The sequence below is a fragment of the Kushneria sp. EE4 genome (genome assembly GCF_977968315.1).
On record NZ_OZ386212.1, the window covers coordinates 2,578,318 to 2,605,066 of the forward strand.

Below are 26,749 nucleotides of genomic sequence, written 5' to 3' on the forward strand. Positions count from 1 at the left end.
TTTGATTAATTCAAGCGGCACGGCGCCACCGAATCCGCCAGGCTTTGGGGGACTCTTTCGTGGCAGCCTGGATCACCGGCTCTGTTACCATGTCCCTGCGACACCCTTTATGCCTATCGGAGACAACGGCATGATCAGCCAGCTAAGCGACCTGTGGTCCTGGGTCACCGACAATGCAACCGTTGTCAGCGGACTGGCCAGTGTCGGCCACGTGCTGATCTGGGGCATCGCCATGCAGGTGGCCGTCAGCACGGCTCGTGCCCTGCGCCGCCCTTCCATCCTGATCAAGCACGGCAAGGCCCGCCGGGTCGAAGGCCCCTGTCTGGTCAGCAACATGGGACAGGGCGTCGTGTTTGTGGAATCCATCTTTGCGCGCCTTGAGACCGATCAGCGCACGCTGGTCTGTGACATTACCGAGCTGGCAGACGAGGACACCCGACAGCAGCAACCCTCCTCCGATGAATCAACCACCGACCAGGGCAGCACTGCCAAAGGCGGCGGTGAAGAGGAAGGCGAGCTGGTGACCCGCATGGGGCCCCTCAACTCGATGCAGTACATGGAGGCGAGTCGTTTTGATCGCATCATTGCCCATGCCGCACGGCAATACGGTCTGACGCTTGATAGCGACTACACCTTCAAGGACAGCGACGAGACGCTCAAGACCATCGAGATCAATCTGATCGTCATTCAGGCCACGGAGAAACGCCCGATCGGCGCCCGGCGGCGATTCAGTCTTGTTCGTGGCAATGACAACCAGCTGATGCTCGCTCCAAAGCGGGACAATACCCGCCTGCTGCGCTCCCGGCGTCAGCGTCGAGAGCTCGAACGCTGGCGGGAAAACATCGTCATCAAGGGCCTGTAACGACAGCAGACATCGTGTGCCCTTCTGTACTGCATCCCGGGGCGCTACTTCGCCCTGTTGCTCGACGGTGCCGATCAAAAAAACCGACGCTTCTTTTAATAGAAAAGCGTAAGGAATCGATCAGAAATCGCAGCGTATAGTACAGCGTTTAAAAAGCGCCCTGTCGTTAATTAATACGGTTCAAAAAGACACATTTAATTATATTAAAACACCTTATAATTTTTGCTGTTTCCTGCCTTTCTGCCCACGCTCAATACAGTCGCCCGTAAAATACCAGAGCCTTCATGGCATCCGAGAAGGTTGGCTCATGGGCCCTCAGGGTCCTGATCATCAGGTCTTTTACGGAGCTTCTCGAAGTGTTTTGTGAGCCCTCTTCGCGTCACTGTATTGAATTATTTGTGGTTTAAATATCCATGCAGGGAGGTATTCATGTTTCATCACTCTTCAAAGCTTCAGTATCCCGTTCGCGTCGACACGCCTGACCCGCAGTTTGCCATGCTGCTTCAGCAGGCGATCGGGGGCATCGAAGGGGAAATCCGTGTCGCCATGCAGTATTTCTTTCAGGCCATGGGTGCCCGGGGCGATGACCGCATTCGTGATCTTTTGATGTCCACGGCGACCGAGGAACTTTCCCATATCGAGATGCTGGGCCATGCCGTGGCGCTGAACCTGGAAGGCGCGCCCGTCTCCTATCAGGAGGCGTCAGCGAAGGACCCGATCATCAACGCGATTCTGGGCGGTGCCAACCCGCGCCATCTGCTCTCATCGGGCCTGTCGGCAATGCCGGTCAACGCCAACGGCGTGCCCTTTGACATGAGCCATGTCTATGCCACCGGCAATATTGCTGCCGATATGCAGGCCAACGTGGCCGCCGAGGCCGGCGGCCGCGTGTTGGCCAGCCGGCTTTACAACTGGACCGAGGACAAGGGCATGAAGGACTTTCTGTCGTTTCTGATTGCCCGCGACACCTATCACCAGCAGCAGTGGCTGGCCGTGATCGAGGATCTGGGCGGTCTGCAGGCGAGCCTGCCGATCCCCAATAGTACGCCGGAAGAACACGAGGCCACCGAGCATTCGTACTATTTCCTCAACACGCTGCTCGACAAGGAAGCCCCTCAGGGGCGCTGGAGCGAAGGCCCTTCGCTGGACGGTCGCAGCAATTTCACCTTCAAGCAGCAGCCCGAACCGTTGGGGCAGGTGCCGAGTCTGGGCAAGGCCAGACCCGGTTCGGGCGCCCAGAAGGAACAGCTCTGACAGCGTTACCCCCGGCATGACCGCCTCGTGGCAGCCATGCCTTCACGCGTTGTGTCACGTTTTCTGTCGGCCAGCGCTGGCAGGGACAGGGAGATCGAAACATGGCAACGGATGCAAGAGCTCACTTTATGGACTGGCTGCGCGATGCGCATGCCATGGAGCAGCAGGCAGAAACCATGCTCACGGCACAGGCCAAACGCATTGAGCACTACCCCGAACTTCATGCCCGCATCGAACAGCATATCGAGGAGACCCGGGGCCAAGCCGCCCTTTTAGAGGAGTGCATCGAGCGGCTGGATGGCAGCACCTCCAGCTTCAAGGACATGGGCGGCAAGATGGCCGCCATGGCTCAGGGCATGGGGGGCATGTTCACCAGCGATGAAGTGGTCAAGGGCGGCTCGGCCAGCTACGCCTTCGAGCATTTCGAGATCGCCAACTATCGCGCACTGATGGGCGCGGCCGACTATCTGGGCGAGCCGGAGGTTCGGGCCTCCCTTGAACGTATTCTCAAGGAGGAAGAGGCCATGGCGAAATGGCTGGAAGAGCATCTTCCCACGATAACGACCACCTTTCTTGAGCGCTCTGAAAACGACGATACCACCGCCAAACGCTGATACCGTTCGTTCCACTCACCTGTTCAGGCCCGATACGCCAGCGATCGGGCCTTTTTGCGTCTGCCCGTGCCGGCAACCAATGAATCATTTTCCTCAATATCGATCTGCCATTGGCATTCCCGGTTATCCTCACCCATGATCGCAGCCAGAACGGTCGCATCCGTTTCAGACCATGACATCACCTGCCGGGAGCCCTTGTATGACGTTGATGACCCTTGTCTATCTTGTTGCCGGCCTGGTGCTTCTGGTGGGTGGGGCCGAGGTGCTGGTTCGCGGCGCCTCGAAGCTGGCCGCCCTGTTTGGTATTCCGCCGCTGGTGATCGGTCTGACGGTCGTGGCCTTTGGCACCAGCGCCCCTGAAACCGCCGTCAGCGTCCAGTCGGCGTTCAGCGGCAGCGGTGATCTGGCACTGGGCAACGTGGTGGGCAGCAATATTGCCAACGTCCTGCTGATTCTGGGGCTGACGGCGCTGGTCGCCCCGCTGATGGTCTCGCGCCAGCTCATTCGCCTGGATGTGCCGCTGATGATCGGCGCCGGCCTGCTGGTCTGGGCGCTGGGGGCCAATGGCGTTCTGAGCCGGCTCGATGGCGCACTGCTCTTTGCCTGCATTGTGGGCTATACGGTGTTCATGGTGATCAGCAGCATGCGCGAGAGCAAAAGACAAGCGCAGGCCGCCGCCGCGGAGCACCCCGAGGCCGAGCCTGCCCCATCGAGTAATCCGATGGCCTGGGTGATTCATCTGATCATGATTGTGGCCGGCCTGGTGCTGCTGGTGGCCGGCTCCCACTTTCTGGTGGAGGGCGCCACCTCGCTTGCCCGTGCGCTGGGGCTGTCGGATCTGGTCATCGGGCTGACCGTCGTGGCCGTTGGCACCTCTCTGCCAGAGCTTGCCACCTCGATCATGGCGGCCGCCCGGGGCGAGCGCGACATCGCCGTGGGCAACATCGTCGGCAGCTGTCTTTTCAACCTGCTGTGCGTGCTGGGTCTGGCCGCGCTGGTGGCCCCCAGCGGCATCCCGGTGCCGGATAACGCGCTGGTCTTTGACTTCCCCGTCATGATTGCCGTGTCGCTGGCCTGTCTGCCGATTTTCTTTACCGGCTACTGTATCGAGCGCTGGGAGGGGCTGCTGTTTTTCATCTATTACGTGGCCTACACCAGCTATCTGGTGCTCTATTCGACCCATCAGGACAGCGCCACGCTTTTGGGTGACGCCGTTTTGATGTATGCCCTGCCCCTGACCGCGGTTACGCTGGTGGTGCTGGGGGCCAGAGCCTGGCGGACGCAGCGAGTCTGAGATACCCCGGTTAGAGCAAGCCACGCCCGGTCAACATGACAGGGCGTGGCCGTTGCGCCGAAGGCACTGCCGAAGAAGTCACGCCTTTTCTCGACCGATTTTGATCACAAAACGACCATAACGTTATTACCTGTTCAAACAGATCCCGACAATGCCCTGAAGCCGGACTGTTGATCCTGAAACACATCGAATAATTCATCTACCAGCGCATGTTTTATCCCATACGCTCTGCCCGATGGCTCGATGTGCTGACGCCTTCTTTCTTCCCGATTCGTAAAGTACTGAAGTCCTTTTCCCATAAATCGACCATTGAAAACGACGCTGAAAAGCGCCGATCAACTGTCATATAAAAGCGCCTGCCCGGCCCTGTCGGCATCAATGCTTGCACAGTGTCAGATTGCTGATTTCAGAAATGCATTGTCTGAATGACTAAAAAAGAGCCCGGAACCGTCACGCCACCGTCCGACAACAACATGCGTTATTTATACGACACACAGGCGGCAGGTTATATTGTCTGCTGAAGTATTTCAGACACTGTTTGTCGTAAAAACGGGCTTCAAAGCGATAGTCATTACTGACAGCATCCCGGAAGGCACGACTGACGCAGAGCTCAGCCTCGGCACGCAGAGCGACCTGTTTCCAGCTCTGTCGCCGAGCCGGTCGAGCACTTTTGAGGGCACCAACGGGCAGGTGGCTCATGTTTTCATTTATCAACAAAATGAATGTCTACTCTTGCCTGACTCAGGAAGAAAAGGCGGCCATACAGGATTGTGTCGACAGCAAGTATCACGTTTGTCGGGGGCAGACGCTGGCAAGCCCGGGTGACACATCAGACACCATCAACATCGTCACCGAGGGGTGGGCCTGTCGCTTCAAGAGTGCCCATGACGGCATGGATCAGGTCATTGCCTTTCTTCTGCCCGGCGATCAGTGCGAAGACCTCTCCTGTGTTCAGTACCCGCTTGATCACGGCATCAGGGCACTGTCCGACATGCGCATTACCCGCCTGGATCGTCAGAAGTTTTTCTCGCGGCTGACGCCGGGCTCCGGCCTTGCCCACGGCCAGGCCTGGTCTTCGGTCGTGGACAGGGCCATCATGGGGGAGTGGCTTTTGAACATGACCCGCCGCCCGGCGGCCATGCGCCTGGCCCATCTGCTTTGTGAGCTCTTCACCCGCTGTGTCATCATTGGCCGGGTTGAGGGCAACAGCATGTACTTTCCGCTGACTCAGGTGGCCCTGAGCGAAGCCCTGGGGCTGTCGCCTGTGCACCTCAACCGCTCCCTGCAGCTTTTAAGACGCCGGAAGCTGATATCGCTGTATCGCAAAACGTTGACCATCATCGACTGGCACCAGCTGGTCGCATTTGCCGATTTCGATAATAGTTATCTTCACATCAACGAGAAGCTGCCGGTCAACCTTCAACTGGCCTCATGATGCGCGCAGGCTGAATGTCGCGCCCAACCCCCTAAAGAGTCTCTAAATGTTTTCCTCGCTGGATGATCTGTGGCAATGGACCACCGAAAACGCCTCCGTGTTCAGCGGTCTTTCCAGCGTGGGCATGCTGATCATCTGGGCCGCCTATCTGCAGCTTCTGCTGCACAACTTTCGCATGCAGCGCCGCTCGCAGATCATCATCAATCGGGGCAAGGGACGCGATATCAACTCGGTGTGTCTGCTCAGCAACATGAGCAAGCAAAGCGTCTTTATTGATCTGGTCATGATGCGCATCACGACGTCGCAGCGCCAGTGGCTCTGTAACGTCACCGACGTGGTGGATAATACCGGCCAGCCGGTCGCCATCGTTCGCCAGAATGAGGGCGTGGATGCCAGCCTTCAGGAATTTACGCGTCAAGGCCCCATGGTGTCGGGCGGCTATATGGAGGTCGGGACCTTTGGCAATATGGTGCGCCAGGCATGTTTTGAGCAAGGGCTCGAGCTTGACGAGCGATACGATATCGCCGGTGAGGAAGAACTGGCCTGCATCGAGGTCAGCCTGATCGCCATTTTTGGCTCAGAGAGCCATCAGGTCGGTGCCCGGCGCACGTTTCATATCGAAAAGGGTGAGGAGGGTCCCATCCTGCTGATCCCGGATGACGCCCGTACCGAACAGTTCAGAAAGCGCCGCCAGCGCCGTACCCTGCAGCACTGGCGACAAGAACTCGATGATGTGCCCAACAATGAGTAAGTGATCAAACCTGTCTGACGCCGCCCGGCATGGCCCTGCCGGGCGGCGTTTTTGGTGCCCTGTCAGTGGCCGAGCACCACCGTTCGGCCCGAGTAGAGAAAGACGCGCCGCTCCAGGTGATAGCCGATCGCGCGTGACAGGGTCAGACACTCGATATCGCGCCCCTTGGCCACCAGATCTTCCGGGTAGTGGGCGTGGTCTACCGTCTCGACCCCCTGGGCAATGATGGGCCCTTCATCAAGGTCATTGTTGATGTAGTGCGCCGTGGCCCCCACCAGCTTCACGCCCTTTTCATAGGCCTGATGGTAGGGTTTGGCGCCCTTGAAACCGGGCAGCAGCGAGTGATGGATATTGATGGCGCGTCCGGCCAGCACATCACACATGGGCGCTGACAGCACCTGCATGTAGCGCGCCAGTATCACCAGTTCGGCCTCGCTTTGTTCGACGATGTCGAGGATCTGCTGCTCCTGCTGCTCGCGGGTTTCCGGCGTGACCGGCAGATGATACCAGGGCAGGCCGTGCCACTGGGCCAGCGGCTCCAGATCCGGATGGTTGGAGACGACGGCGCAGATCTCCATGGGCAGCTGACCGGTCCGGTAGCGATAGAGCAGATCGTTGAGGCAGTGATCGGCCTTTGAGACCATGATCACGACTTTCGTGCGCTTGTTGGGCGGGGTCAGCTCAAAGGACATGTCGAAATCGACCGCGCGCTCGCCAAATTCTTTTTCAAAGGCCTCGCTGCTGAAGTCGTTTTCCAGCGGGCGAAACTCGGCACGAATAAAAAAGCCTTCGTTGACGCGGTCATCGAAGGAGTTGAGGTCAGTGATGTAGCAGCGCTGCTCCTTGAGAAAGCGCGTGACGACATCCACGGTGCCCAGAAGGCTGGGGCACTGCGCCGCAAGAATCCAGGTATCGGCGGTTCGGGTCATGACGTCTCTCTTGTTGTTCCTTTAGCGCATAAAAAAGGCCGGAGGCGTGTGCCTCCGGCCCTTTGAGGCCTAGCGTACGACGCGAACGCCATACTCTTTCGAGGCATCAAGCAGCCAGCGATAGCAGTAGTCGGCAAAGCTTCGTCGAATGATCAGCTCCCAGCCGTTCTCTTCGGGCCGACGCAGGATAATGGTGGCCTTGGCAAACACCGTGGACACCCCCTTGCCGACCGGGAACGCCTGCGGATGCACATCGTAGGAAATGGACTTCATGAGCACCTCACGGGCCCGATTTCCCTTGAGCGACATGACGGTCTGACCGCCGCTGACGTTGACGATGCTGAAGTGGGACTGGCCCAGCGACTGGCGCAGCTTCTGCTCCAGCTCAAACTCCTCGCCACCGGGCACGATGACCAGCCACTCATCCGGGGAGAGCCACTGGATCGAGCGCTCGCCGCTGTCATCGCTGACCAGCGCGTGCGGTCTGGCCGGCAGGGCCAGGTCCATCACGTCGCGTACTGCCTCATCGATCACGATGGCGCCGCCGCGCAGGATCAAGTGCCCCATGAAGGGCTTCTCGCTCAGGGTCACGCCCGGGTTGGAGGCGTGCGGCAGCGATTTCTGCTCGTGCAGCGACCACTCCAGGGGTGACTCGGCCTGTGACGTGTCGGTCGGGCGACTCTGGAATTCCTTGACGTCAGACATTCTGGCGCTCTCCCTTGGGATCGATAAAGACGGTGCTGACCACTTCGGCCTCGTGCACCTTGCCATCGGACATGGGCAGATAGACCGTCTGGCCCATGCGCTCGCGGCCTTCCTTGAGCACGGCCAGTGCAAAGCCGCTGTCGAGCACCGGACTGTAGTAGCTCGAGGTCACATGGCCCACCATGCTCATGGGGATGCCCTGATTGGGGTCGAGCACGATCTGGGCGCCCTCCTCCAGCACAACGCTTGCATCCTTCGGCTTGAGACCCACCAGCTGCTTGCGGTCGCCACGCATGGTGTCCGGGCGGCTCAGGGCGCGCTTGCCGATCCAGTGGAACGGCTTGTCATAGCCGATGGCCCAGTGCATGCCAAGATCCTCGGGCGTTACCGAACCGTCGGTGTCCTGACCGACGATGATCAGCCCCTTCTCGGCGCGCAGCACGTGCATCGTTTCCGTGCCGTAAGGCGTCAGGTTGTACTTCTCACCGTGCTCGAACAGGGTTTTCCAGACCTGCATGGCATAGTTGGCCTGAACGTTGATCTCATAGGCCAGCTCACCGGTGAAGGAGATACGGAACACGCGCGCCGGCACACCGGCCACGTTGCCTTCCTTCCAGTCCATGAACTTGAACTTCTCGCGATCAAGATCGATGTCGGTGACTTCCGACATCAGCTTGCGCGCATCGGGCCCGGTCACGGTCATGGTGGCCCAGTGGTCGGTCACCGAGTTGAAATAGACCTGCAGCTCCGGCCATTCGGTCTGATGCCAGACTTCCAGCCACTCCAGTACGGCGGCCGCGCCACCGGTGGTAGTGGTCATCAGGAAATGGTTGTCCCCCAGGCAGCTGGTGGTGCCATCGTCCATCAGCATGCCGTCGTCCTTGCACATCAGACCGTAACGCACGCGGCCCGGCTCCAGCTTGGCCCACTTGTTGGTGTAGACGCGGCCCAGAAACTCACGGGCATCCGGCCCCTGAATGTCGATCTTGCCCAGCGTCGAGGCATCCAGAATCCCCACGCCTTCACGCACGGCCAGGCACTCGCGCGCCACGGCGTCATGCATGTTTTCCTTTTTGCCGTTGGCGTTGCGCGGGAAGTACCAGGGACGCTTCCACTGACCGACGTCCTCGAACTCGGCGCCGTTTTCGACGTGCCACTGATGCAGCGCGGTGTAGCGCTTGGGGTCGAACAGCTCGTCGCAGTGACGGCCCACGATGGCACCAAAGGTGATCGGTGTGTAGTTGGGACGAAAGACCGTGGTGCCCACTTCCGGAATCGAGCGACCCAGACAGCGTGCGGCAATGGCCATGCCGTTGATGTTGCCCAGCTTGCCCTGATCGGTACCAAAGCCCAGCGCGGTATAGCGCTTGACATGTTCGATGGACTCGAACCCTTCACGGGTGGCCAGCTCGATGGCCGAGGCCGTGACATCGTTTTGCATGTCCACGAACTGCTTGGGCGCACGCGCGCCCTTTTTCTCGTGCGGCACCTGATAAAGCGCACAGGCCGGGCCGTCACGACGCGCCTTGATCGTTGGCAGCTTGAGCTCTTCGGCTTCATCAAGGCCGCTGTCGATGGCGGCCTGGCGACCGGCGCGAGCGCCGTCGCTCAGCGTCTCTTCCAGTCCATACCGGCCTGTCACACCGCCGGCGCTGATCATGCCCTTGACCTCGCCGGGCACAAAACCCAGCAGCTCTTCATTCCACTGCGGACGCGTGCCGGTATGCGACGACAGGTGCACCACGGGGCTGTAGCCGCCGGAGCTTGCGATGGTGTCGCACTCCAGATCTTCGATACGTCCGGTGACCACGAAATGATCCAGATCGATGGCCGAGACACGGGCGCCGCTGACACGCTGCGCGCCCTTCGCCTCAATGACGGCACTGCCGGTAATCACGCGAATGCCGCTGTCACGGGCCTGACGTACCAGATCACCATCCGGATTGGGGCGGGCATCAACGATCGCCACGACCTTGCGACCCGCTTCCTGCCAGTCCAGCGCGGCGCGATAGGCATGGTCGTTGCTGGTCGTGAGCACCAGCGTGTTGCCCGGCACGACCGCGTAGCGACGGATATAGGTCGATACGGCACCGGCCACCATGTTGCCGGGCAGGTCGTTGTTGGCATACACCACCGGGCGCTCATGCGTACCGCTGGCCAGCACGACACGGGTGGCACGAATGCGATGCAGCCTTGCACGGGGCTGGCCCTGGAAACCGGCGTCACTGGCAGTGTCGGCCAGATGCTCGGTGCGACGCTCGTGCAGCGTGATGAAGTTGTGGTCGTGATAGCCGTTGGCGGTCGTACGCGGCAGCAGCGTCACGGTCTCCATGGACGCCAGCTCGTTGAGCGTCTGTTCGACCCAGGACACGGCAGCGTTGCCATCGAGCGTGTCGCGGCTGTCCAGCAGCGACCCGCCCATCTCTTCCTGTTCATCGCACAGCATGACGCGGGCGCCGCCACGAGCGGCACTCAGCGCGGCCGCCAGACCGGCCGGGCCGGCACCGATGACCAGCACGTCACAGTGATGGTGCATGTGGTCGTAGATGTCCGGGTCGGCCACGGTCGGCGCGCGACCCAGGCCGGCGCCCATGCGGATGTATTTTTCATAGGTCATCCACATCGAGGCCGGCGACATGAACGTCTTGTAGTAAAAGCCCGGCGGCATGAAATTGCCGCCCAGTTTGCCGACCCAGCTCATCACGTCACGCTGGACGTTGGGCCAGCCGTTGGTGCTGCGCGCCACCAGACCGTCGTAAAGGCCCTGCTGTGTGGCCCGCACGTTGGGTACCTGGGTCTCTTCCCGCGCGCCCAGCTGCACCACGGCATTGGGCTCTTCGGCTCCGGCCGCGACGACGCCGCGGGCACGAGCGTACTTGAAGCTGCGGTTGATGATATCCACGCCGTTGGCCAGCAGCGCCGAGGCCAGGGTGTCACCGGCGTAGCCCTGATAGCTCTGACCGTTGAAGGTGAACTCGAGACCGTGGGAGCGATCGATGCGCCCGCCTGACGAAAGTCGGTTGGTCTGGGTCATGACGAGGTCTCCTCGTTAAGCGCCTTGTTCTCGGGCCGGGCGCCGACGGTCTGCCAGCCACCGTCGGCCACCTGGGCGCCCTGCTCGTGACGAATGTCGGGACTGTCGGCCGTAATGGTCGGCTGCTCGCCCATCGGATAGGTCTCGAGGATTTCGTAGGTCACCGTGTTGCGGGTGATGTTGAAAAACTTGCGACAGCCGACCGAGTGCACCCACATCTCGTGGTGGATGCCACGCGGGTTGTCACGGAAGAACAGGTAGTCGCCCCACTCTTCGTCGGTCGTGTTGTCCGGGTCCTCGGGACGCATGAGGTGGGCCTCACCGCGGGGATGAAACTCCTCCTCTTCGCGATGCTCCTTGCAGTAGGGGCAAAAGATATAAAACATGTTGGGCTCTCCTCAGTGCGCCACGCCAGCGGCGCCGTGTTCATCGATCAGCGCACCGGTATGGAAACGGTCGATGGAAAAGGGCGCAGCGATGGGATGCATTTCGCCTTTGGCAAGGCTTGCAGCAAAAACGTGTCCCGAACCGGGGGTGGCCTTGAAGCCGCCGGTACCCCAGCCGCAGTTGAAATACAGACCCTTGACCTTCGTCTTGGACAGAATCGGACAGGCGTCCGGGCAGGTATCGACGATGCCGCCCCACTGGCGGTTCATGCGCACTCGCGAGAACATCGGGAACATCTCGACGATGGCCTGCAGGGTGTGCTCGATGGTCGGATAGCTGCCGCGCTGGCCGTAGCCGAGATAGCCATCGATACCGGCACCGATGACCAGATCGCCCTTGTCGGACTGGCTCACGTAGCCGTGAACGTGGTTGGACATGGTGACCGTGTTGAGAATCGGCTTGAGCGGCTCGGACACCAGCGCCTGCAGCGGGTGGGATTCCAGCGGCAGCTTGATGCCGGCCATTTTCGCCAGCACGCCCGAGTTGCCCGCGGCCACACAGCCCACGGTATGGGCTTCGATGTCGCCCCGGTTGGTGTGCACGCCCAGCACCTTGCCGTCACGAATCTTGAAGCCGGTCACTTCGGTGTTTTGCAAAATGTCCACGCCGTGAGAGTCGGCGCCGCGGGCATAGCCCCAGGCCACCGCATCGTGGCGGGCCACACCGGCACTTTTCTGCCAGGACGCGCCCATGATCGGATAGCGCGCCCGGTTGGTGATGTCGATTTCGGGCTCGATCTCCTTGACCTGCTGCGGCGTGACCACTTCGCTGTCGATGCCGTTGAGACGGTTGGCGTTGACGCGGCGCTGAATGTCGCGCATGTCCTGCAGGGTGTGGCCCAGATTGAGCACGCCACGCTGGGAGAACATGACGTTGTAGTTCAGATCCTGAGACAGCCCCTTCCACAGATCCAGCGAGTGGTTGTAGAGCCGTCCCGCTTCGTCCCACAGATAGTTGGAGCGCACGATGGTGGTGTTACGCGCGGTGTTACCGCCGCCCAGCCAGCCCTTTTCGATGACGGCAACATTTTTGACGCCAAACTCTTTGGCCAGATAGTAGGCCGTGGCAAGGCCATGACCGCCACCACCGACGATAATGACGTCGTATTGCTTTTTGGGCTCGGGGTTGCGCCACTGGCGCTCCCAGTTTTCGTGGTGACCGAACGCGTGTTTAACCAGTCCGAAGCCGGAATAACGTTGCATGAGCTTTCTCCTTGATCGGCCCCGAGGGAGCCTGCTGTCGGCCGTGTTCAGACTACGGAGGCTTCACTCTCGAGTCGCTGATTCGCCCGGTCGGTGCTCTGGCCGTAGACGGGATGACGTGCACACAGGGATTCCACCCTGCCACGAACATCGCGCTCGACCGCGTCGGTGTCATTTTGCTCTGCGAGCACATCCAGAATGTCGCAGATCCAGGACGCCAGTGCCTGACAATCCTCTTCCATGAACCCGCGTGTGGTCACAGCCGGGGTCCCGATACGCAGTCCCGAAGTGACAAACGGGCTTTGCGGATCGTTGGGTACGGCGTTTTTATTGACGGTGATACAGGCACGCTCGAGTGCCGCATCGGCGTCCTTGCCGGTCACGCCCTGCTTGATCAGCGAGACCAGAAACAGATGGTCGTCGGTGCCGCCGGAGACCACGTCAAAGCCGCGGGTAATGAACACGCCGGCCATGGCACGCGCATTGGCAATCACCTGGCGCTGATAGTCGGCAAACTCCGTGGTCATGGCTTCCTTGAACGCCACGGCCTTGGCCGCGATCACGTGCATGAGCGGTCCGCCCTGCTGACCCGGGAAAACCGCGCCGTTGAGCTTTTTATACAGCGTCTCATCGGCGTCGGCCGACAGGATCAACCCGCCGCGCGGGCCGCGCAGTGTCTTGTGGGTCGTCGTGGTCACGACGTGGGCGTGAGGCAGCGGACTCGGGTAGAGACCGGCGGCCACCAGACCGGCGATGTGCGCCATATCAACCATCAGATACGCACCGACCTCGTCGGCAATCTCGCGAAAGCGCTGCCAGTCGATCACGCGTGAATAGGCGGAAAAGCCGGCGATGATCATCTTCGGCTGGTGCTCACGCGCCAGCGCTGCCACTTCGTCGTAGTCGATCTGACCGGTGTCGGCATTCAGGCCGTACTGCACGGCGTTGTAGTTCTTGCCGGAGAAGTTCGGCGCGGCACCGTGCGTCAGGTGGCCGCCGTGGGCCAGGCTCATGCCCAGAATGGTGTCGCCGGGGTTGACCAGTGCCATGAAAACGGCGGCATTGGCCTGGGCACCGGAGTGCGGCTGGACGTTGGCATAGTGGGCACCGAACAGCTCGCAGGCACGCTCGATCGCCATGGCCTCGACCTTGTCGACGAACTCGCAGCCACCATAGTAGCGACGGCCCGGATAGCCCTCGGCATACTTGTTGGTCAGCTGCGTGCCCTGGGCCTGCATGACGTAGCGACTGGCGTAGTTTTCGGAAGCGATCAGTTCGATATGCGCTTCCTGTCGCTGTGTCTCTTCAGCGATCGCCTCGGCCAGGTCCGTGTCGTAGTCAGACAGTTGAGCGCTGGGGGAGAAACCATGATGAAGCATCACGCCTCCTATCATCATCAAATCGTTTATTATCCTGAATGGGTCGAATGCGGTGCCGCGCCTTTCTGTCGCACGCTATCCTGTTGCGATGGTATCGCTGCTCCCCTGCCCCGAAATGCTTGCCGACGTCACCGCCTGGTGTATTTGCGACATGGCTGTCATTAAGCGACAGGCATAAGACCATCGGATAACGACGTCGCCCAGCCACCTTGCGACGTCGCGCACGGACAACTCTCCCCTTCTCCGCTGATCCACTCTAGACCTCCAGGCATCCGCCTGGCCGTCTTTTTGCACCTTTTTAGTGCAAAAAACGCGCCTTGCTGGCCTGGTCTCTTTAAACACAAGTGATGGCACCAGGAGGTTCCAGCATGTCAGACAATCGCGGCGTGGTTTACATGGGCGCGGGCAAGGTCGAAGTACAGGACATTGCCTACCCGAAAATGGAAACGCCCAATGGCAGGCCCATTGAACATGGCGTCATCCTGAAGGTGGTCTCCACCAACATCTGTGGTTCCGACCAGCACATGGTGCGTGGCCGTACCACCGCGCCCCAGGGCATGGTGCTGGGTCACGAGATCACCGGTGAAGTCATCGAAAAGGGCAAGGATGTCGAGTTTCTCGATATCGGCGATATCGTCTCCGTACCCTTCAACGTGGCCTGCGGCCGTTGCCGGACCTGCAAGGAAGGCCATACCGGCCTGTGCCTGCACGTCAACGACGACCGCGCCGGCGGTGCCTATGGCTATGTCGACATGGGTGGCTGGGTCGGCGGTCAGGCGCGCTACGTCATGGTGCCCTATGCCGATTTCAACCTGCTCAAGTTCCCGGACCGTGATCAGGCGATGAACCAGATTCGCGACCTGACCATGCTGAGCGACATTCTGCCGACCGGCTTCCACGGTGCTCTGAAAGCCGGTGTCGGTGCAGGCTCGACCGTCTATGTGGCAGGTGCAGGTCCGGTCGGTCTGGCAGCGGCTGCCTCTGCGCGTCTGCTGGGTGCGGCCGTGGTCATGATCGGCGATTTCAATCCCAAGCGTCTGGAACATGCGCGCAAGATGGGCTTTGAACCGATCGATCTGAACAAGCACGACCGTCTTGGTGAGATGATCGCCGCCGTCGTCGGCGAGCCCAGCGTGGACAGCGCCATCGACGCGGTAGGCTTTGAAGCCGTCGGTCATGGTGGCAAGGAGCAGCCGGCCGTGGTGCTCAACCAGATGATGGAAGTCACCCGTGAAGGCGGCTCCATCGGCATTCCGGGGCTTTATGTCACCGAAGATCCGGGCGCGACCGAGAAGGCCGCACAGACCGGCAGTCTGAGCCTGCGCTTTGGCCTGGGCTGGGCGAAGGGTCACTCCTTCCATACCGGTCAGACCCCGGTTGTTCAGTACAACCGTCAGCTGATGCAGGCCATCCTGCACGGGCGTCTCAACATCGCCGAGATCGTCAACGCTCAGATCATTAGCCTTGAAGAAGCACCGAAAGGCTATGAAGAGTTTGATGCAGGCGTTGCCAGCAAGTTCGTACTGGACCCGCACGGCATGCTTGGCGCTGCCTGAACGGGCCTGACGCCAGGCACTGACAAAAGCCTGTAAAAAAACGCTCATGACCTGCGGGTCATGAGCGTTTTTTAGTAACTGTCGTCGGGGTGGTCGAAGTGATTGCCTGATGACGGGCGGCGATGGCATCCGTCATCGCCGCCCGTTGTTATCAAACCCTAAAAGTCGACGACCAGATCCCCCTTGACGCGGCTGCAGCACGACAGGATATAGCCTTCTTCGATGTCTTCATCCGTAATCCCGCCGTTGTGGTCCATCTCGACCTCACCTGACTTGAGCTCGACCCGACAGGTACCGCAGATCCCCATGCCGCAGGCCTTGGGAATGTGAAGTCCCAGCTGAGCCGCCGCACTGTGCACCGTCTCGCCGGGCTGGACCTGGACACTCTTGCCGGAGGAGGCAAACTCGACAGTGACCAGATCGGCCTCGTCGACGTTTTCGGCCGCTTCCTCGGCCATCTCCGCCATCTCCAGCGCCTCTTCCTTGACGTCGGCAGGCGTCGCGCCGAACAGCTCTTCATGGTAGTGATCCATGTCGTAGTTGTTCTCGCGCAGGATATTCTTGATCGCGTTCATGTAGGGCACGGGGCCGCAGCAAAATATCTCGCGCTCAAGGAAGTCAGGCGCCATGAGCTCCAGCATGGGCTGGGTCAGAAAGCCCCGATAGCCGGCCCAGGCCTCGCCGATATCCTCTTTCTTTTCACACACGATGTGCAGCTTGAACTCGGGGATACGCGAGAACATGTGCACCAGCTCGCGGTGATAGATCACATCGCGCGGGGCACGCGCACTGTGGATAAACTCGACATCCACATTGGCGTTGGTGTCGAAAAACCAGCGCGTCATGGACATCAACGGGGTGATGCCGACGCCACCGGAGAGAAACAACACCTTGTCGGCCGGAAAATCGATCGAGTTGAAGTTGCCGACCGGGCCGTGAACGGCCAGCTTGTCACCGACGCTGAGGTTGGTGTGCAGCCAGTTGGAGACCTTGCCGCCGGGGACCTGCTTGACGGTAATCGAAAAGCTGTAGGGGATGGAGGGCGAGCTGGAGATCGTATAGGAGCGCATGATCTGCTCGCCCTCGATGTCCAGCTCAAGCGTTACAAACTGCCCGGGCTTGAAAAAGAATAAAACGGGCTGCTCTGCCATGAAGCAGAAGGTGCGCACGTCAGGGGTTTCCTGAATGATCTTGACGCAGCGAACCTCATGGCGGCCGTTGGTCCAGGTCTGGGTTGTAACCGGATTGAAGTAGTTCATTGTCATGATGTTCTCTGCCTGGCAGTGCCGCAGCTGTTCGCTCGTCGATCCGTGTTGACGACACGGTCCGACACCCTATCAGTCTGGCATTCTGGTGACGCCTCTCACACCAGGCTTGTCTGTCAGCGACACGCGCATACCTTTCACCCCCATTTTCGGTCTGTCATCGACCAATCAGGTCGTCGTGACACTCTTTCATGTCGCGGGTAGACAACCGGGGCTCACATCCGTGTACCACAATCGCCATCAATCAAGATGGATCGATTTTTCCATGCATGAATACCAGGCCTCACAAGACAAATAACATCCGCTCAACCGTGTTGTCGCTTTCTCGCAAACCGCGACAATGAAAAGGATATTTGGTATGGACATGACAGCTTCATATGGACCGGATGACGCTCTGAATCAGGCACGTTTGGCCGCAGCTGACCTGCTTCAGAATCGCAACCCTACCTACTCCCTGCCTCAGCCGTTCTATAACGATGCTCGATTCTTCGCGCTCGATATGCAGGAAATCTTTGAAAAGGAATGGCTTTTCGCCGGCATGACCTGTGAAATTCCCGCCAAGGGCAATTTCATGACCCTGGAGATCGGCGACAACCCGATCGTGATCGTTCGTGGTGCCGAGGGCGTGATCCATGCCTTCCACAACGTCTGTCGCCATCGCGGGTCCAGGCTTTGTACCAAGGAAAAGGGCAAGGTCGCCAAGCTGGTGTGCCCCTACCACCAGTGGACCTATGAACTCGACGGTCGGCTGCTGTTTGCCGGCAGCGACATGGGCACCGACTTCGATCTGGGCCAGTTCGGGCTCAAGCCGGTCAATGTCCGTACCGCCGGTGGTTTTGTCTTCATCAACCTGAGTGAAGAGCCGCCCGCCATCGACGATTTCCTGGTCACGCTCGAGCACTACCTCGAACCGTACGACATGGACAACGTCAAGGTAGCTACCCAGACCACCATCGTTGAGCAGGCCAACTGGAAGCTGGTCATCGAGAACAACCGCGAGTGCTATCACTGCAACGGCGCGCACCCGGAGCTTTTGAACTCGCTGATCGAGTTCGATGACACTGAAGACCCGCGCGCGACCGAGAAGTACAAGGAGCTGGTTACCCGCAAGCAGGCCGACTGGAACCAGGAGCAGGTGCCCTGGCAGCTCAAGCGCTTTGGCAAGCGCAACCGTCTGACCCGCACGCCGCTGCTGGACAACGTGGTCTCCATGACCATGGACGGCAAGCCGGGCTGCAAGAAGCTCATGGGTCGTCTGACCAGCCCTGACATGGGGTCGCTGCGCATTCTGCACCTGCCCAACTCCTGGAATCACTTCATGGGCGATCATTCCGTGGTGTTCCGCGTGCTGCCGCTCGGCCCGCAGCAGACCATGGTCACGACCAAGTGGCTGGTGCACAAGGATGCGGTCGAAGGTGAAGACTACGACGTCGACAACCTGCGCCACGTCTGGGATGCCACCAACGACCAGGACCGTCAGCTGGCCGAAGAGAACCAGCGCGGCATCAACTCCAGGGCCTACCAGCCCGGGCCCTACTCGGAAACCTACGAATTCGGCGTCATCGACTTCGTTAACTGGTACGGCGAGCGCATGCTCACGCACATGGGTCAGGAAGCGCCGGCCCTGCAGCTGGCCAAGGGCTAGGCATTTGCCCCGTTGATACACCCGGCAACGGGTGATGTCCTCAAAGGGACCGGCTCACCAACCGTGAGCCGGTCCCTTTTTTAATCCCGATTCAGCGCCGGCAACAGATATTTTTCGATGGCCTGTCGTACCGACGGCAGCAGAATATCCGAGCGTCTTACCATCTCATCCACCAGCGCCTTCAGACCCTCTACGCCCTCGCCGCGGTGCTTGCAAAGCGCCATGCGCGCACAGGTATCCGGGCCCGCACCTTCCGGAATATGGACGCCAAGTTCTACCAGCCGCGTGCGAAAATCATCGCCATCAATCAGATCGACAATCATCATCTTCACGTCCTCTTGTTGTTGCCCTGTGGTCTGCTGCTTTCCGGTCGATATTAAAGGCAATAGACGAATGGCGCGCCCGGCCGAGCGGCAATGGACATGTCGGCGTCGCTTTTAAACAAATGGCCCCAGGGGCCGCACACAAGAATGCAGAACAGCTGAAAAGGGGGCTGTTTGCATAACAACAACGAGGACAGTGTATGGATGACCAGGATTCATTACTGACGTCGGGCCAGGACAACAAGCAAATGATGGGCATGGATTTTCACCATCCCGTCTTCCCGCTTTCCGCCGCCGCCATTCTCGCCTTTTTGATCTATGCCCTGATTTATCCCGACATGGCCAACGCGCAGCTGGGGCTGGCCAAAAACTGGTCGATCGAACATTTCGACTGGCTTTTCATGATTTCCGGCAACATTTTCGTCATCTTTTGTCTGGCGCTGATCGTGCTGCCGGTCGGTCGCATTCGCCTGGGCGGAAACAACGCCCGACCCGAGTTTTCGCGCATGTCCTGGTTTGCCATGCTCTTTGCCGCCGGGATGGGCATCGGGCTGATGTTCTGGAGCGTGGCGGAGCCTGTGGCCTACTACACCGACTGGTATGGCACGCCGCTCAACGCTCCGGCCCGCACGGCTGAAGGGGCAAGTGCGGCCATGGGCGCCACCATGTTCCACTGGGGGCTGCACCCCTGGGCCATCTACGGCGTGGTGGGATTATCGCTGGCCTTTTTTGCCTATAACCGTGGCCTGCCGTTGACCCTTCGCTCGGCCTTTTATCCGATTCTTGGCAAGCATACCCGCGGCTGGGCCGGCCACATCATCGATATTCTGGCCGTTCTGGCCACGGTCTTCGGCCTTGCCACCTCGCTGGGCTTTGGCGCCTCCCAGGCCGCCGGCGGACTCGCCTATCTCTTTAATGTGCCCAATACGCTGGGCACCCAGCTGGCCATTATCGTGGTGGTCAGCGTGCTGACCCTGGTGTCGGTCTGGCGCGGCATTGATGGCGGCGTAAAGCTTTTTTCCAACATCAACATGATCATCGCCGCGCTGCTTCTGGCGTTTGTCATTGCGGTGGCACCCACCCTGACCGTGCTGTCAGGCATCGGCACCACCGCCATGGCGTACGCCACCCATATTCTGCCGCTGTCGAACTGGATCGGCCGTGACGATGGCACCTGGTATCACGGCTGGACCATCTTTTACTGGGCGTGGTGGATCTCCTGGTCGCCGTTTGTCGGCATGTTCATTGCCCGCGTTTCGAAAGGCCGTACGGTGCGCGAGTTTCTGATTGCCGTGCTGTTGATTCCGACCGTGGTCACCCTGATCTGGATGAGCACCTTCGGCGGTCTGGCGCTTTATCAGGTCACCAACAACATCGGCAAGCTGGCCGGCGGCATCGATGACGTCTCGCTTGCCATGTTCCACATGCTCGAACAGCTCCCCCTGTCCGGTGTGACCTCATTGCTTGCAATCATTCTGGTGCTGGTGTTTTTCATCACCTCATCGGACTCGGGCTCGCTGGTCATCGACAACATCACTGCCGGCGGCAAGACCGACACGCCGCGCGGCCAGCGCGTTTTCTGGGCCACCATGCAGGGCTCGATTGCCGGCGTTTTGCTCTACGGCGGCGGCACCACCGCCATGAGCGCCCTTCAGGCCGGGGCCGTAGCGACAGGCCTGCCCTTCACCGTGGTGCTGCTTTTGATGTGCGCCAGCCTTTATATGGGCCTTCATCGAGAGCTTTATGGGCCAAAAGCATCAACAAAGGCCGCTCAGTCGCTTTAGGGCAACGCATCGGATATATCTGTCAGAGCACGGGGCCACCCTTCGGGGTGGCCCTTTCGTTTGTCTGGGCCGTCATGTCGCAAATGCCATCTCCCGTGGCGTCTGGGAGCATGAGCGTTCGGGTGGCTCGCGACATGCTTTCACTACAAGACATACAAGACCCATCTCACCGGAGCCCCTTCATGGTCTACACCGTTGCCATCCTGTGCAGTCTCGTCGGTTATTTTCTGATCGGCCATCTGGCCGGGCGACGCGTCAAACATCTTGACGACTACCTGGTGGCCGGTCGCAACGCGCCGACCTTTTTCATTCTGGGCACCCTGGTGGCCAGCTATTTGAGCACCAGCGCCTTTCTGGGCGAAACCGGCTTTGCCTACGATGGCTATCCCTTTGTCATGCTGATCTTCGCCGCCCTGAGTACCTCGGGGTGCCTGCTGGGCGCGCTGGCCTTTGGCCGCTACCTGCGACGCAGTGAGGCCAAAACGGTGCCGGAGTTTTTCGGCAAGCGCTTTGACTCAAGGCGCGTGCAGATGATTGCCGGGCTGACCACCGTGATCGGTCTGGGCGCGTACCTGGTGGGCGTCATGCAGGGGGCAGGCATCATGTTCTCCGAGCTGACCGGCATGCCCTACTGGACCGGGCTGGTGCTGGTCTGGCTGACCTACACCGGCTTTATCCTCTACTCCGGCTCCCCCGGCGTCATGGTCACCGACACCATAATGTTTGTGATCTTCTCGCTGGCAGCCCTTGGCGGCTCGGTCTATATCCTGCAGGACCTGGGCGGCTGGCACGGCGTCATCGAAGGCCTTCTGAGCCAGACCGACAAGCCCGGCATCGCGCTGTGGCACGGCGTGCTGGAAGGGCCGGACGCCACCTTTTCAACACCGGGCGAGGCATTGACCTGGGGCATCACGCTGGGGCTGGTCTGGGCCGCGGTGCTGGCCGCCAGTCCCTGGCAGTCCAGCCGCTATCTCATGGCACGCAACGAACACGTCGTGATGCGCTCGGCGATGCTCACCGCCGTGTCGCTTGCCGTGTTCTACGCCCTGATGATGATGACCGGTGCGGCGATCAACCTTTACGACAGCGGACTCGACGGCGAGCGCGCCATGGTCTGGGCCTCGCTCAACATCCTGCCGACCTGGCTTGGGGTGGTAATTCTTACCGGCGTGTTTGCCGCGGGACTCTCTTCGTGCTCGACCTTCCTGTCGATCATCGGCTTCAGCATCTCCAACGACATCCTGCCGCCCAACCGCAGCGAAAAGGCCGCCATGCGCGCCAGCCGACTCTCCATTCTGGGTGCCGGCGTGGTGTCGTTGGTCATCGCGCTGTTTCAGTCGCCGGCCGTTATGGCGGTGGTCTGGTTTGCCGCCACGCTGTTTGCCTCCTCCTGGGGGCCGGTCGCACTGATGAGCATCTGGAGTCGCCGAATTACCGCCGCCGGCGCCGGCTGGGGCCTGGCGGTTGGCTTTGTCAGCAATATCGCACTGTCGCTGATGGATCAGGCGCAGTGGATCACGCTGCCGGTTTATCTGCATCCGGTTGTGCTCAGCACGGTGGCCGCGCTGATCGCCATCGTTGTGGCCTCACGCCTGACCCGGGTCACGGACATTCAAAAGGCGTATCGCGCCTTTTTGCATGAATATGATCGCGACGTCAGCGCGACCTGGATTTCCGGGACCCGCGTCATTGCGCTGTGCACCATGCTCTCCGGTGTGGCCGTCGGGGTCTTTTTGTGGGTTCAATACGCCACGACGCTCTCCTCACTGGCCGAGCGATTCGGTGTTCCCGAGCAGGCAACAACCGGCGCCCATGTGCTGGCGGCAGGCTGCGGTGCCATGCTGCTGGCGGCCGGCAGCGTGGGCTACTGGGTGGTTCGTAAAAGAGGACAGCCGGTGTCGAACGTGCAGACGGCTCACTCCTGAAACCTCGACGCTCTCAAACATCGACGCTCTCAAACATCAAAGGCCGGCCCCGGGGTCGGCCGCTCGAACGCCGTCTCGGTTCAGACAACACGCCTGATACGATCGATATTTCCCGTCCCAAAATAAAACGCCCCGCCATGAAGGCGGGGCACAAGTCGCGTTTTGATCCCTTTTTTTAACCGATGCTCGCTGTCGCCGTGCTCGACGGCCAGTGGCCGCCGACCGGGGCGATCAGCGAAGCACCCCCTCTTCCCTGAGCAGTTTGAAGATCGCCTCGGCGCCCTGTTCCGGCGTCACGTCGTTGAGGGTCTGGCCCCCGCCGCCGTCGGACTTGGCGGCGGCCGCCTTGAAACGGTCACGCGCCGAGGAGGACTTGACGATCTTGAGGCGTTTGGGCCGCTTACGGGCCGGCTGGATCTGCCACTGCGCCAGAGACGCATCGATTTCGCTGGCATGCGGCTGAATATCGAATTCGCCGCGGCGCGCGGGCCCGAAGGCACTCTGCCGCGCCGCCGGGGCACTGGTATCGACCGTGGCGATCGCCGGCAGGCGAACCCGCAGGCGGCGACGCTTGCCACGCGGCAGGGCCTGCAGCACCGTGGCCACGCCCTTTTCGACCTTTTCGACCGCGGCCAGACCGTTGATGACCGGCCATCCCAGCGCCTCGGCCAGCAGGTAGGGTAAAACGCCCGAGCCCTCACCGGTCTCGGCGCGCGTGCCGGTCAGTACCAGCTGCGGTGAGTCGGCGCGCAAAGCGTCGGTCAGTACGGGCACGACATCGGCCTGAGGCGTCTGCTCGAGCAGGCGCACTTCATCAATGCCCATGCCGAGATAGCCCCGAATGGCCTCTTCATGGTCGCTGTCGTGCTGGCCGGCATGCATCAGATTGACCGAGGCGCCCTTGAGACTCAGCGCCATTTCCACGGCGCGGGCGTCCTGATCGGCGCGGCGCGTGCGGGCGGTCAACGGGTGACGACCGATCGACACCAGCACGGCGACGTTGAGCCCGCCGGTATTGGAAGACGGTGCATCAGGCGGCATCGCGGTTGCCCTCCTGCTCGGCGCGGTATTGCTCCACGCGGTCGACCAGAGCGGCCAGGATGGCGTTGGCATCGCCGATCACGGCCAGATCCGCCCGCTTGACCATGTCGCAGCCTTCATCAAGGTTGATGGCCACCACTTTCTCGCAGGTCTGAATGCCCTGCAGGTGCTGAATGGCCCCGGAGATACCGACCGCGACATAGACGCGGGCCGATACCCATGTGCCCGTTGCACCGACCTGGCGGTCGCGGGGCATGTGGCCGTCATCGACCGCCACGCGCGAGGCGCCCTTGGTCGCGCCCAGAATGTCGGCGGCGTGATGATAGTTGTCCCAGTCCTTGACGCCGTTGCCGGCCGACAGGATGAACTCGGCTTCCGCCAGCGAGACGCTGGCCGGGTCGACTGCGACTTCGCCAATGTCCTCGATACGACCGAGCACGTTGGGCAGCGGCTGGGAAAGCTCGATGGGCTCGGCGGCGTGGCGCGTCTCGCTGATCGGATCAGCGCACTCGGCCAGGGCCAGCACCACCCGCGGCAGGGCGCGAACGACATCGGTCGTCCCGGCGGCCCCGCGGGTCGTGCAGCGCCAGCCGGTTTCGGCGTCGCTGTCGGCCTCGATCTGCCAGACCTGCGTGGCTGCCCGCTCACCCAGCCGCACGCTCAGCCGGCGACCCAGCTCGCCGCCGCCCTGTGTGGAGTCGGGCAGCAGCCAGTAGCGCGGCGCTATTTCCCGATCCACGCCCTGCAGGGCTGCGATACGGTTTTCGGGGGTGTAGCCGTCGAACTGCTCACCCTCCAGATGCAGCAGGCGATCGATGCCGGCTTCATCAAAGGTGGTTTCCTTGTGCTCGCCATATACGATGGCCAGCACCGCCCCGGGCTGTTCCGGGTCGGCATCACAGAGCTGGCGTGCCAGCCCCAGCAGGTCGCGGTCGTGACCGGAGAGGCGACCGCCGGCCATGTCTGGTACCACAGCGACCGTGAAGGCCGGCTCACTGATGCTTACGCGGCGACGCGAATCCTGGCTCTGTGTGCTGCGCGCGTTTGTATGCGCGGCGTGGGAGGCGCCGCTGCGGTCAATACGGCGGATGCCGTTGGGTCCGGTGAAACCCACGGCGTGCGGATTGCGCCGCATCAGGCCGTTGGGGCCCATCCATTCGGTCGCAACGGCGTTGCCGCCGATCTCGGCCAGCACTTCAAGATGCTGCGGGTGCAATCGATTGCGGGCGATCCATTCCTTGCGAGGATCGCGGCGGACAAGCTCGCTCATGACGTTACCTCCTCGACATTGCGCTGTGTCTGCGACGCTTCCTTGTTGGAGGCGCCCTTCTCGCCTGATGACTCAACCACCAGCGCATCGGCCACCAGCTCGGCGATATCCTTGATGTCGGCGCGCGGTTCCACCACGCCTTCCAGCATGGCCGTACACTGCGGACAGCCTACCGCGACGGTGTCGGCGCCGGTTTCGCGCACGTCTCCCATGCGCATATCGGGAATACGCTGTTTGCCGGGGATATCGGTGATCGGGGCACCGCCACCGCCGCCGCAGCAGCGCGAGCGATAGCCCGATCGGGCCATTTCCTGCACCTCGATCCCCAGCGCCCTGAGCACGTCACGCGGCGCTTCGTATTCGCCGTTGTAGCGCCCCAGATAGCACGGGTCGTGATAGGTCACGCTGCCGCCCTTCCAGGCCTTGAAGGTGAGCTTGCCGTCCTTGACCAGCTCGTTGATGTAGGTGCTGTGATGATAAACCGCATAGTCGGCCGGCATTTCGGCCGTGCCCAGCTCACCGTACTCGTTTTTGAGCACGTGGAAGCTGTGCGGGTCACAGGTGACGATGCGCGAGAAGCGATACTGGCTCATGGCCTTGATGTTGCGACGGGCCAGGGTCTGGAAGGTGGCTTCATCGCCCAGACGCCGTGCCACATCACCGCTGTCGCGCTCTTCGTTGCCCAGCACGGCGAAATCCACCTCGGCGGCACGCAGCACCTTGATCAGCGAGCGCAGCGTGCGCTGATTGCGCATGTCAAAGACGCCATCACCCAGCCACAGCAGTACGTCGGCTTCTTTTTTGTCGGCCATCAGCGGCAGGTTGAGGTCCGCCGCCCAGTGCAGACGTGAATCGGGATCAAACCCGCCGGGATTGTCGGTGGCGATCAGGTTGTCGAGCACCTCGGCACCCTTGTTGGGCGTATTGCCGTGCTCAAGCGTCAAAAAGCGGCGCATGTCGACGATGGCATCAACGTGCTCGATCATCATCGGGCACTCTTCAACGCAGGCGCGACAGGTCGTGCACGACCACAGGGTCTCGGCATCTACCAGCGCGCGCCCTTCGCGGGGCACGATCGGTCCGTTCGGGCTGCCGCCATGCTCGCCCACCGGCTTGCCCGGATAGGGCGAGCCGTAATAGTCGGCATCGGTGCTGCCGCGCATACCAACGATCATGTCCTGAATCAGCTTTTTCGGGTTGAGCGGCTGACCGGCGGCAAAGGCCGGGCACATCGCTTCACAGCGACCGCACTGCACGCAGGCATCAAAGCCCAGCAGCTGATTCCAGGTAAAGTCGGCAGGCTTTTCCACGCCCAGCGGCGCATCGGGATTGTCCAGATTCAGCGCCTTGAGACCGCTGGAGCGCGCCGCACTGGCGTTATGCGGGGTAGTGAAGCGTTCGGGACGACGGTGCCAGGCCAGATGCAGGGCACCGGCAAAGGCGTGCTTGACGGGCCCGCCCCAGGTCATGCCGAAAAACATCTCGGACACGCCCCAGGCAACACCTACCGCCAGCACCGCTGCCAGAATCCAGCCACCAAAATCCGCCGGCAAAACGCCGGCCACCGGCAGGGTGACAATGAAAAAGCTGGCCGCAAAGACCAGAAGGCTTTTGGGCAGGCGCATCCACGGCCCTTTGGACAGCCGTGACGGCGGGTCCAGACGGCGTCTGGCGACAAAGAGCGCACCGGTGAACATGCAGGCCGTCGCCGCCAGCAGGGCCCAGCCAAGAATGCGGCTGTGCAGGCCGAAGCCGTGCACGATAATGGCCAGCAGCGCGGCCAGCACGAAACCGCCGGCCGTGGCCACGTGGGTCTTGGAGATGTACTTGTCGCGATCAACGATATGGTGCAGATCCACCAGATAGCGACGCGGCATTTTAAGCAGACCGCCGACCAGGTCCACGGAAGAGGGTCGCCCCTGACGCCACAGGCGCACACGGCGCACCGCACCGATGACGGTCAACAGCAGTGCAGAGAAAATCAGTATCGGTAACAGGATATCGAGCATGGCGTCTCTCCTCTCGGAGACACCG

The 26,749-nt window shown here is 61.1% G+C and carries 21 protein-coding genes; 10 read left to right on the forward strand and 11 right to left on the reverse strand.

Annotation, left to right across the window (positions count from 1 at the left end; all coding sequences use genetic code 11):
- The first annotated feature begins 130 nt into the window (after positions 1–130).
- The 6 genes from ACXMYO_RS11725 (at position 131) to ACXMYO_RS11750 (ending at position 6,210) form a co-directional block, all read left to right on the forward strand.
- Entirely contained in the window at positions 131–862 is a 732-nt protein-coding gene (locus tag ACXMYO_RS11725; protein ID WP_438764873.1) for a hypothetical protein, read from the forward strand.
- A gap of 429 nt (positions 863–1,291) precedes the next feature.
- Entirely contained in the window at positions 1,292–2,116 is an 825-nt protein-coding gene (locus ACXMYO_RS11730) for a manganese catalase family protein (protein ID WP_457808862.1), read from the forward strand.
- Positions 2,117–2,217: 101 nt separating this feature from the next.
- The gene (locus tag ACXMYO_RS11735; RefSeq protein ID WP_438764877.1) at positions 2,218–2,730 is read left to right on the forward strand and encodes a DUF892 family protein; all 513 of its coding nucleotides are present in this window, start codon (positions 2,218–2,220) and stop codon (positions 2,728–2,730) included.
- Between the two features lie 199 nt (positions 2,731–2,929).
- On the forward strand, positions 2,930–4,024 hold the full coding sequence (locus ACXMYO_RS11740; RefSeq protein WP_438764879.1) for a calcium/sodium antiporter: 1,095 nt from the start codon (positions 2,930–2,932) through the stop codon (positions 4,022–4,024).
- Between the two features lie 697 nt (positions 4,025–4,721).
- Entirely contained in the window at positions 4,722–5,459 is a 738-nt protein-coding gene (locus ACXMYO_RS11745) for a helix-turn-helix domain-containing protein (protein ID WP_438764881.1), read from the forward strand.
- Positions 5,460–5,505: 46 nt separating this feature from the next.
- Positions 5,506–6,210: a hypothetical protein gene (locus tag ACXMYO_RS11750; protein WP_438764883.1), complete on the forward strand. Its 705-nt coding sequence runs from the start codon at positions 5,506–5,508 to the stop codon at positions 6,208–6,210.
- A 62-nt stretch (positions 6,211–6,272) separates the two neighbouring features.
- On the opposite strand, the gene purU is transcribed toward ACXMYO_RS11750, so the two are convergent.
- The 6 genes from purU to glyA all read right to left on the reverse strand — a co-directional run bounded on the left by purU (position 6,273) and on the right by glyA (position 13,906).
- Entirely contained in the window at positions 6,273–7,139 is an 867-nt protein-coding gene (gene purU, locus ACXMYO_RS11755; protein WP_438764885.1) for a formyltetrahydrofolate deformylase, read from the reverse strand.
- A 69-nt stretch (positions 7,140–7,208) separates the two neighbouring features.
- Positions 7,209–7,844: a sarcosine oxidase subunit gamma family protein gene (locus tag ACXMYO_RS11760; RefSeq protein ID WP_438764886.1), complete on the reverse strand. Its 636-nt coding sequence runs from the start codon at positions 7,842–7,844 to the stop codon at positions 7,209–7,211.
- The gene (locus ACXMYO_RS11765; protein ID WP_457808863.1) at positions 7,837–10,878 is read right to left on the reverse strand and encodes a sarcosine oxidase subunit alpha family protein; all 3,042 of its coding nucleotides are present in this window, start codon (positions 10,876–10,878) and stop codon (positions 7,837–7,839) included. Before ACXMYO_RS11765 ends, ACXMYO_RS11760 begins: the two co-directional genes overlap by 8 nt.
- The gene (locus ACXMYO_RS11770) at positions 10,875–11,264 is read right to left on the reverse strand and encodes a sarcosine oxidase subunit delta family protein (RefSeq protein ID WP_438764888.1); all 390 of its coding nucleotides are present in this window, start codon (positions 11,262–11,264) and stop codon (positions 10,875–10,877) included. The genes ACXMYO_RS11765 and ACXMYO_RS11770 overlap by 4 nt, the downstream gene beginning before the upstream one ends.
- Positions 11,265–11,276: 12 nt before the next feature.
- Entirely contained in the window at positions 11,277–12,527 is a 1,251-nt protein-coding gene (locus ACXMYO_RS11775; protein WP_438764890.1) for a sarcosine oxidase subunit beta family protein, read from the reverse strand.
- Positions 12,528–12,574: 47 nt separating this feature from the next.
- Positions 12,575–13,906 (reverse strand): serine hydroxymethyltransferase, encoded by a 1,332-nt coding sequence (glyA, locus tag ACXMYO_RS11780; RefSeq protein ID WP_438764892.1) that lies wholly within the window; start codon positions 13,904–13,906, stop codon positions 12,575–12,577.
- 368 nt (positions 13,907–14,274) lie between these two features.
- Here glyA and fdhA point away from each other — a divergent pair, with 368 nt between their 5' ends.
- Positions 14,275–15,462 (forward strand): formaldehyde dehydrogenase, glutathione-independent, encoded by a 1,188-nt coding sequence (fdhA, locus tag ACXMYO_RS11785; protein WP_115853936.1) that lies wholly within the window; start codon positions 14,275–14,277, stop codon positions 15,460–15,462.
- Between the two features lie 158 nt (positions 15,463–15,620).
- On the opposite strand, the gene ACXMYO_RS11790 is transcribed toward fdhA, so the two are convergent.
- Positions 15,621–16,727 carry an FAD-binding oxidoreductase gene (locus tag ACXMYO_RS11790; RefSeq protein ID WP_438764893.1) on the reverse strand — a complete coding sequence of 369 codons (1,107 nt, stop codon included), beginning with the start codon at positions 16,725–16,727 and terminating at the stop codon, positions 15,621–15,623.
- 358 nt (positions 16,728–17,085) lie between these two features.
- On the opposite strand from ACXMYO_RS11790, the gene ACXMYO_RS11795 reads away from it, so the two are divergent.
- The gene (locus ACXMYO_RS11795; protein WP_457808864.1) at positions 17,086–18,372 is read left to right on the forward strand and encodes an aromatic ring-hydroxylating oxygenase subunit alpha; all 1,287 of its coding nucleotides are present in this window, start codon (positions 17,086–17,088) and stop codon (positions 18,370–18,372) included.
- Between the two features lie 80 nt (positions 18,373–18,452).
- Here ACXMYO_RS11795 and ACXMYO_RS11800 read toward each other — a convergent pair whose 3' ends face one another.
- Positions 18,453–18,698, reverse strand: a complete 246-nt coding sequence (locus ACXMYO_RS11800; protein ID WP_438764896.1) for a hypothetical protein — start codon at positions 18,696–18,698, stop codon at positions 18,453–18,455.
- A 197-nt stretch (positions 18,699–18,895) separates the two neighbouring features.
- Here ACXMYO_RS11800 and ACXMYO_RS11805 point away from each other — a divergent pair, with 197 nt between their 5' ends.
- Together ACXMYO_RS11805 and ACXMYO_RS11810 are read left to right on the forward strand one after the other, a co-directional pair.
- The gene (locus ACXMYO_RS11805) at positions 18,896–20,479 is read left to right on the forward strand and encodes a BCCT family transporter (protein ID WP_457808865.1); all 1,584 of its coding nucleotides are present in this window, start codon (positions 18,896–18,898) and stop codon (positions 20,477–20,479) included.
- A 182-nt stretch (positions 20,480–20,661) separates the two neighbouring features.
- Positions 20,662–22,404: a sodium:solute symporter family protein gene (locus ACXMYO_RS11810; RefSeq protein ID WP_457808866.1), complete on the forward strand. Its 1,743-nt coding sequence runs from the start codon at positions 20,662–20,664 to the stop codon at positions 22,402–22,404.
- Positions 22,405–22,635: 231 nt separating this feature from the next.
- On the opposite strand, the gene etfB is transcribed toward ACXMYO_RS11810, so the two are convergent.
- The 3 genes from etfB to ACXMYO_RS11825 are packed head-to-tail and all read right to left on the reverse strand — an operon-like array spanning position 22,636 to position 26,724.
- Positions 22,636–23,445, reverse strand: a complete 810-nt coding sequence (etfB, locus tag ACXMYO_RS11815; protein ID WP_438764902.1) for an electron transfer flavoprotein subunit beta — start codon at positions 23,443–23,445, stop codon at positions 22,636–22,638.
- Entirely contained in the window at positions 23,435–24,715 is a 1,281-nt protein-coding gene (gene etfA, locus ACXMYO_RS11820; RefSeq protein WP_457808867.1) for an electron transfer flavoprotein subunit alpha, read from the reverse strand. Before etfA ends, etfB begins: the two co-directional genes overlap by 11 nt.
- Positions 24,712–26,724 (reverse strand): (Fe-S)-binding protein, encoded by a 2,013-nt coding sequence (locus tag ACXMYO_RS11825; protein ID WP_457808868.1) that lies wholly within the window; start codon positions 26,722–26,724, stop codon positions 24,712–24,714. The genes etfA and ACXMYO_RS11825 overlap by 4 nt, the downstream gene beginning before the upstream one ends.
- Positions 26,725–26,749 lie beyond the last annotated feature (25 nt).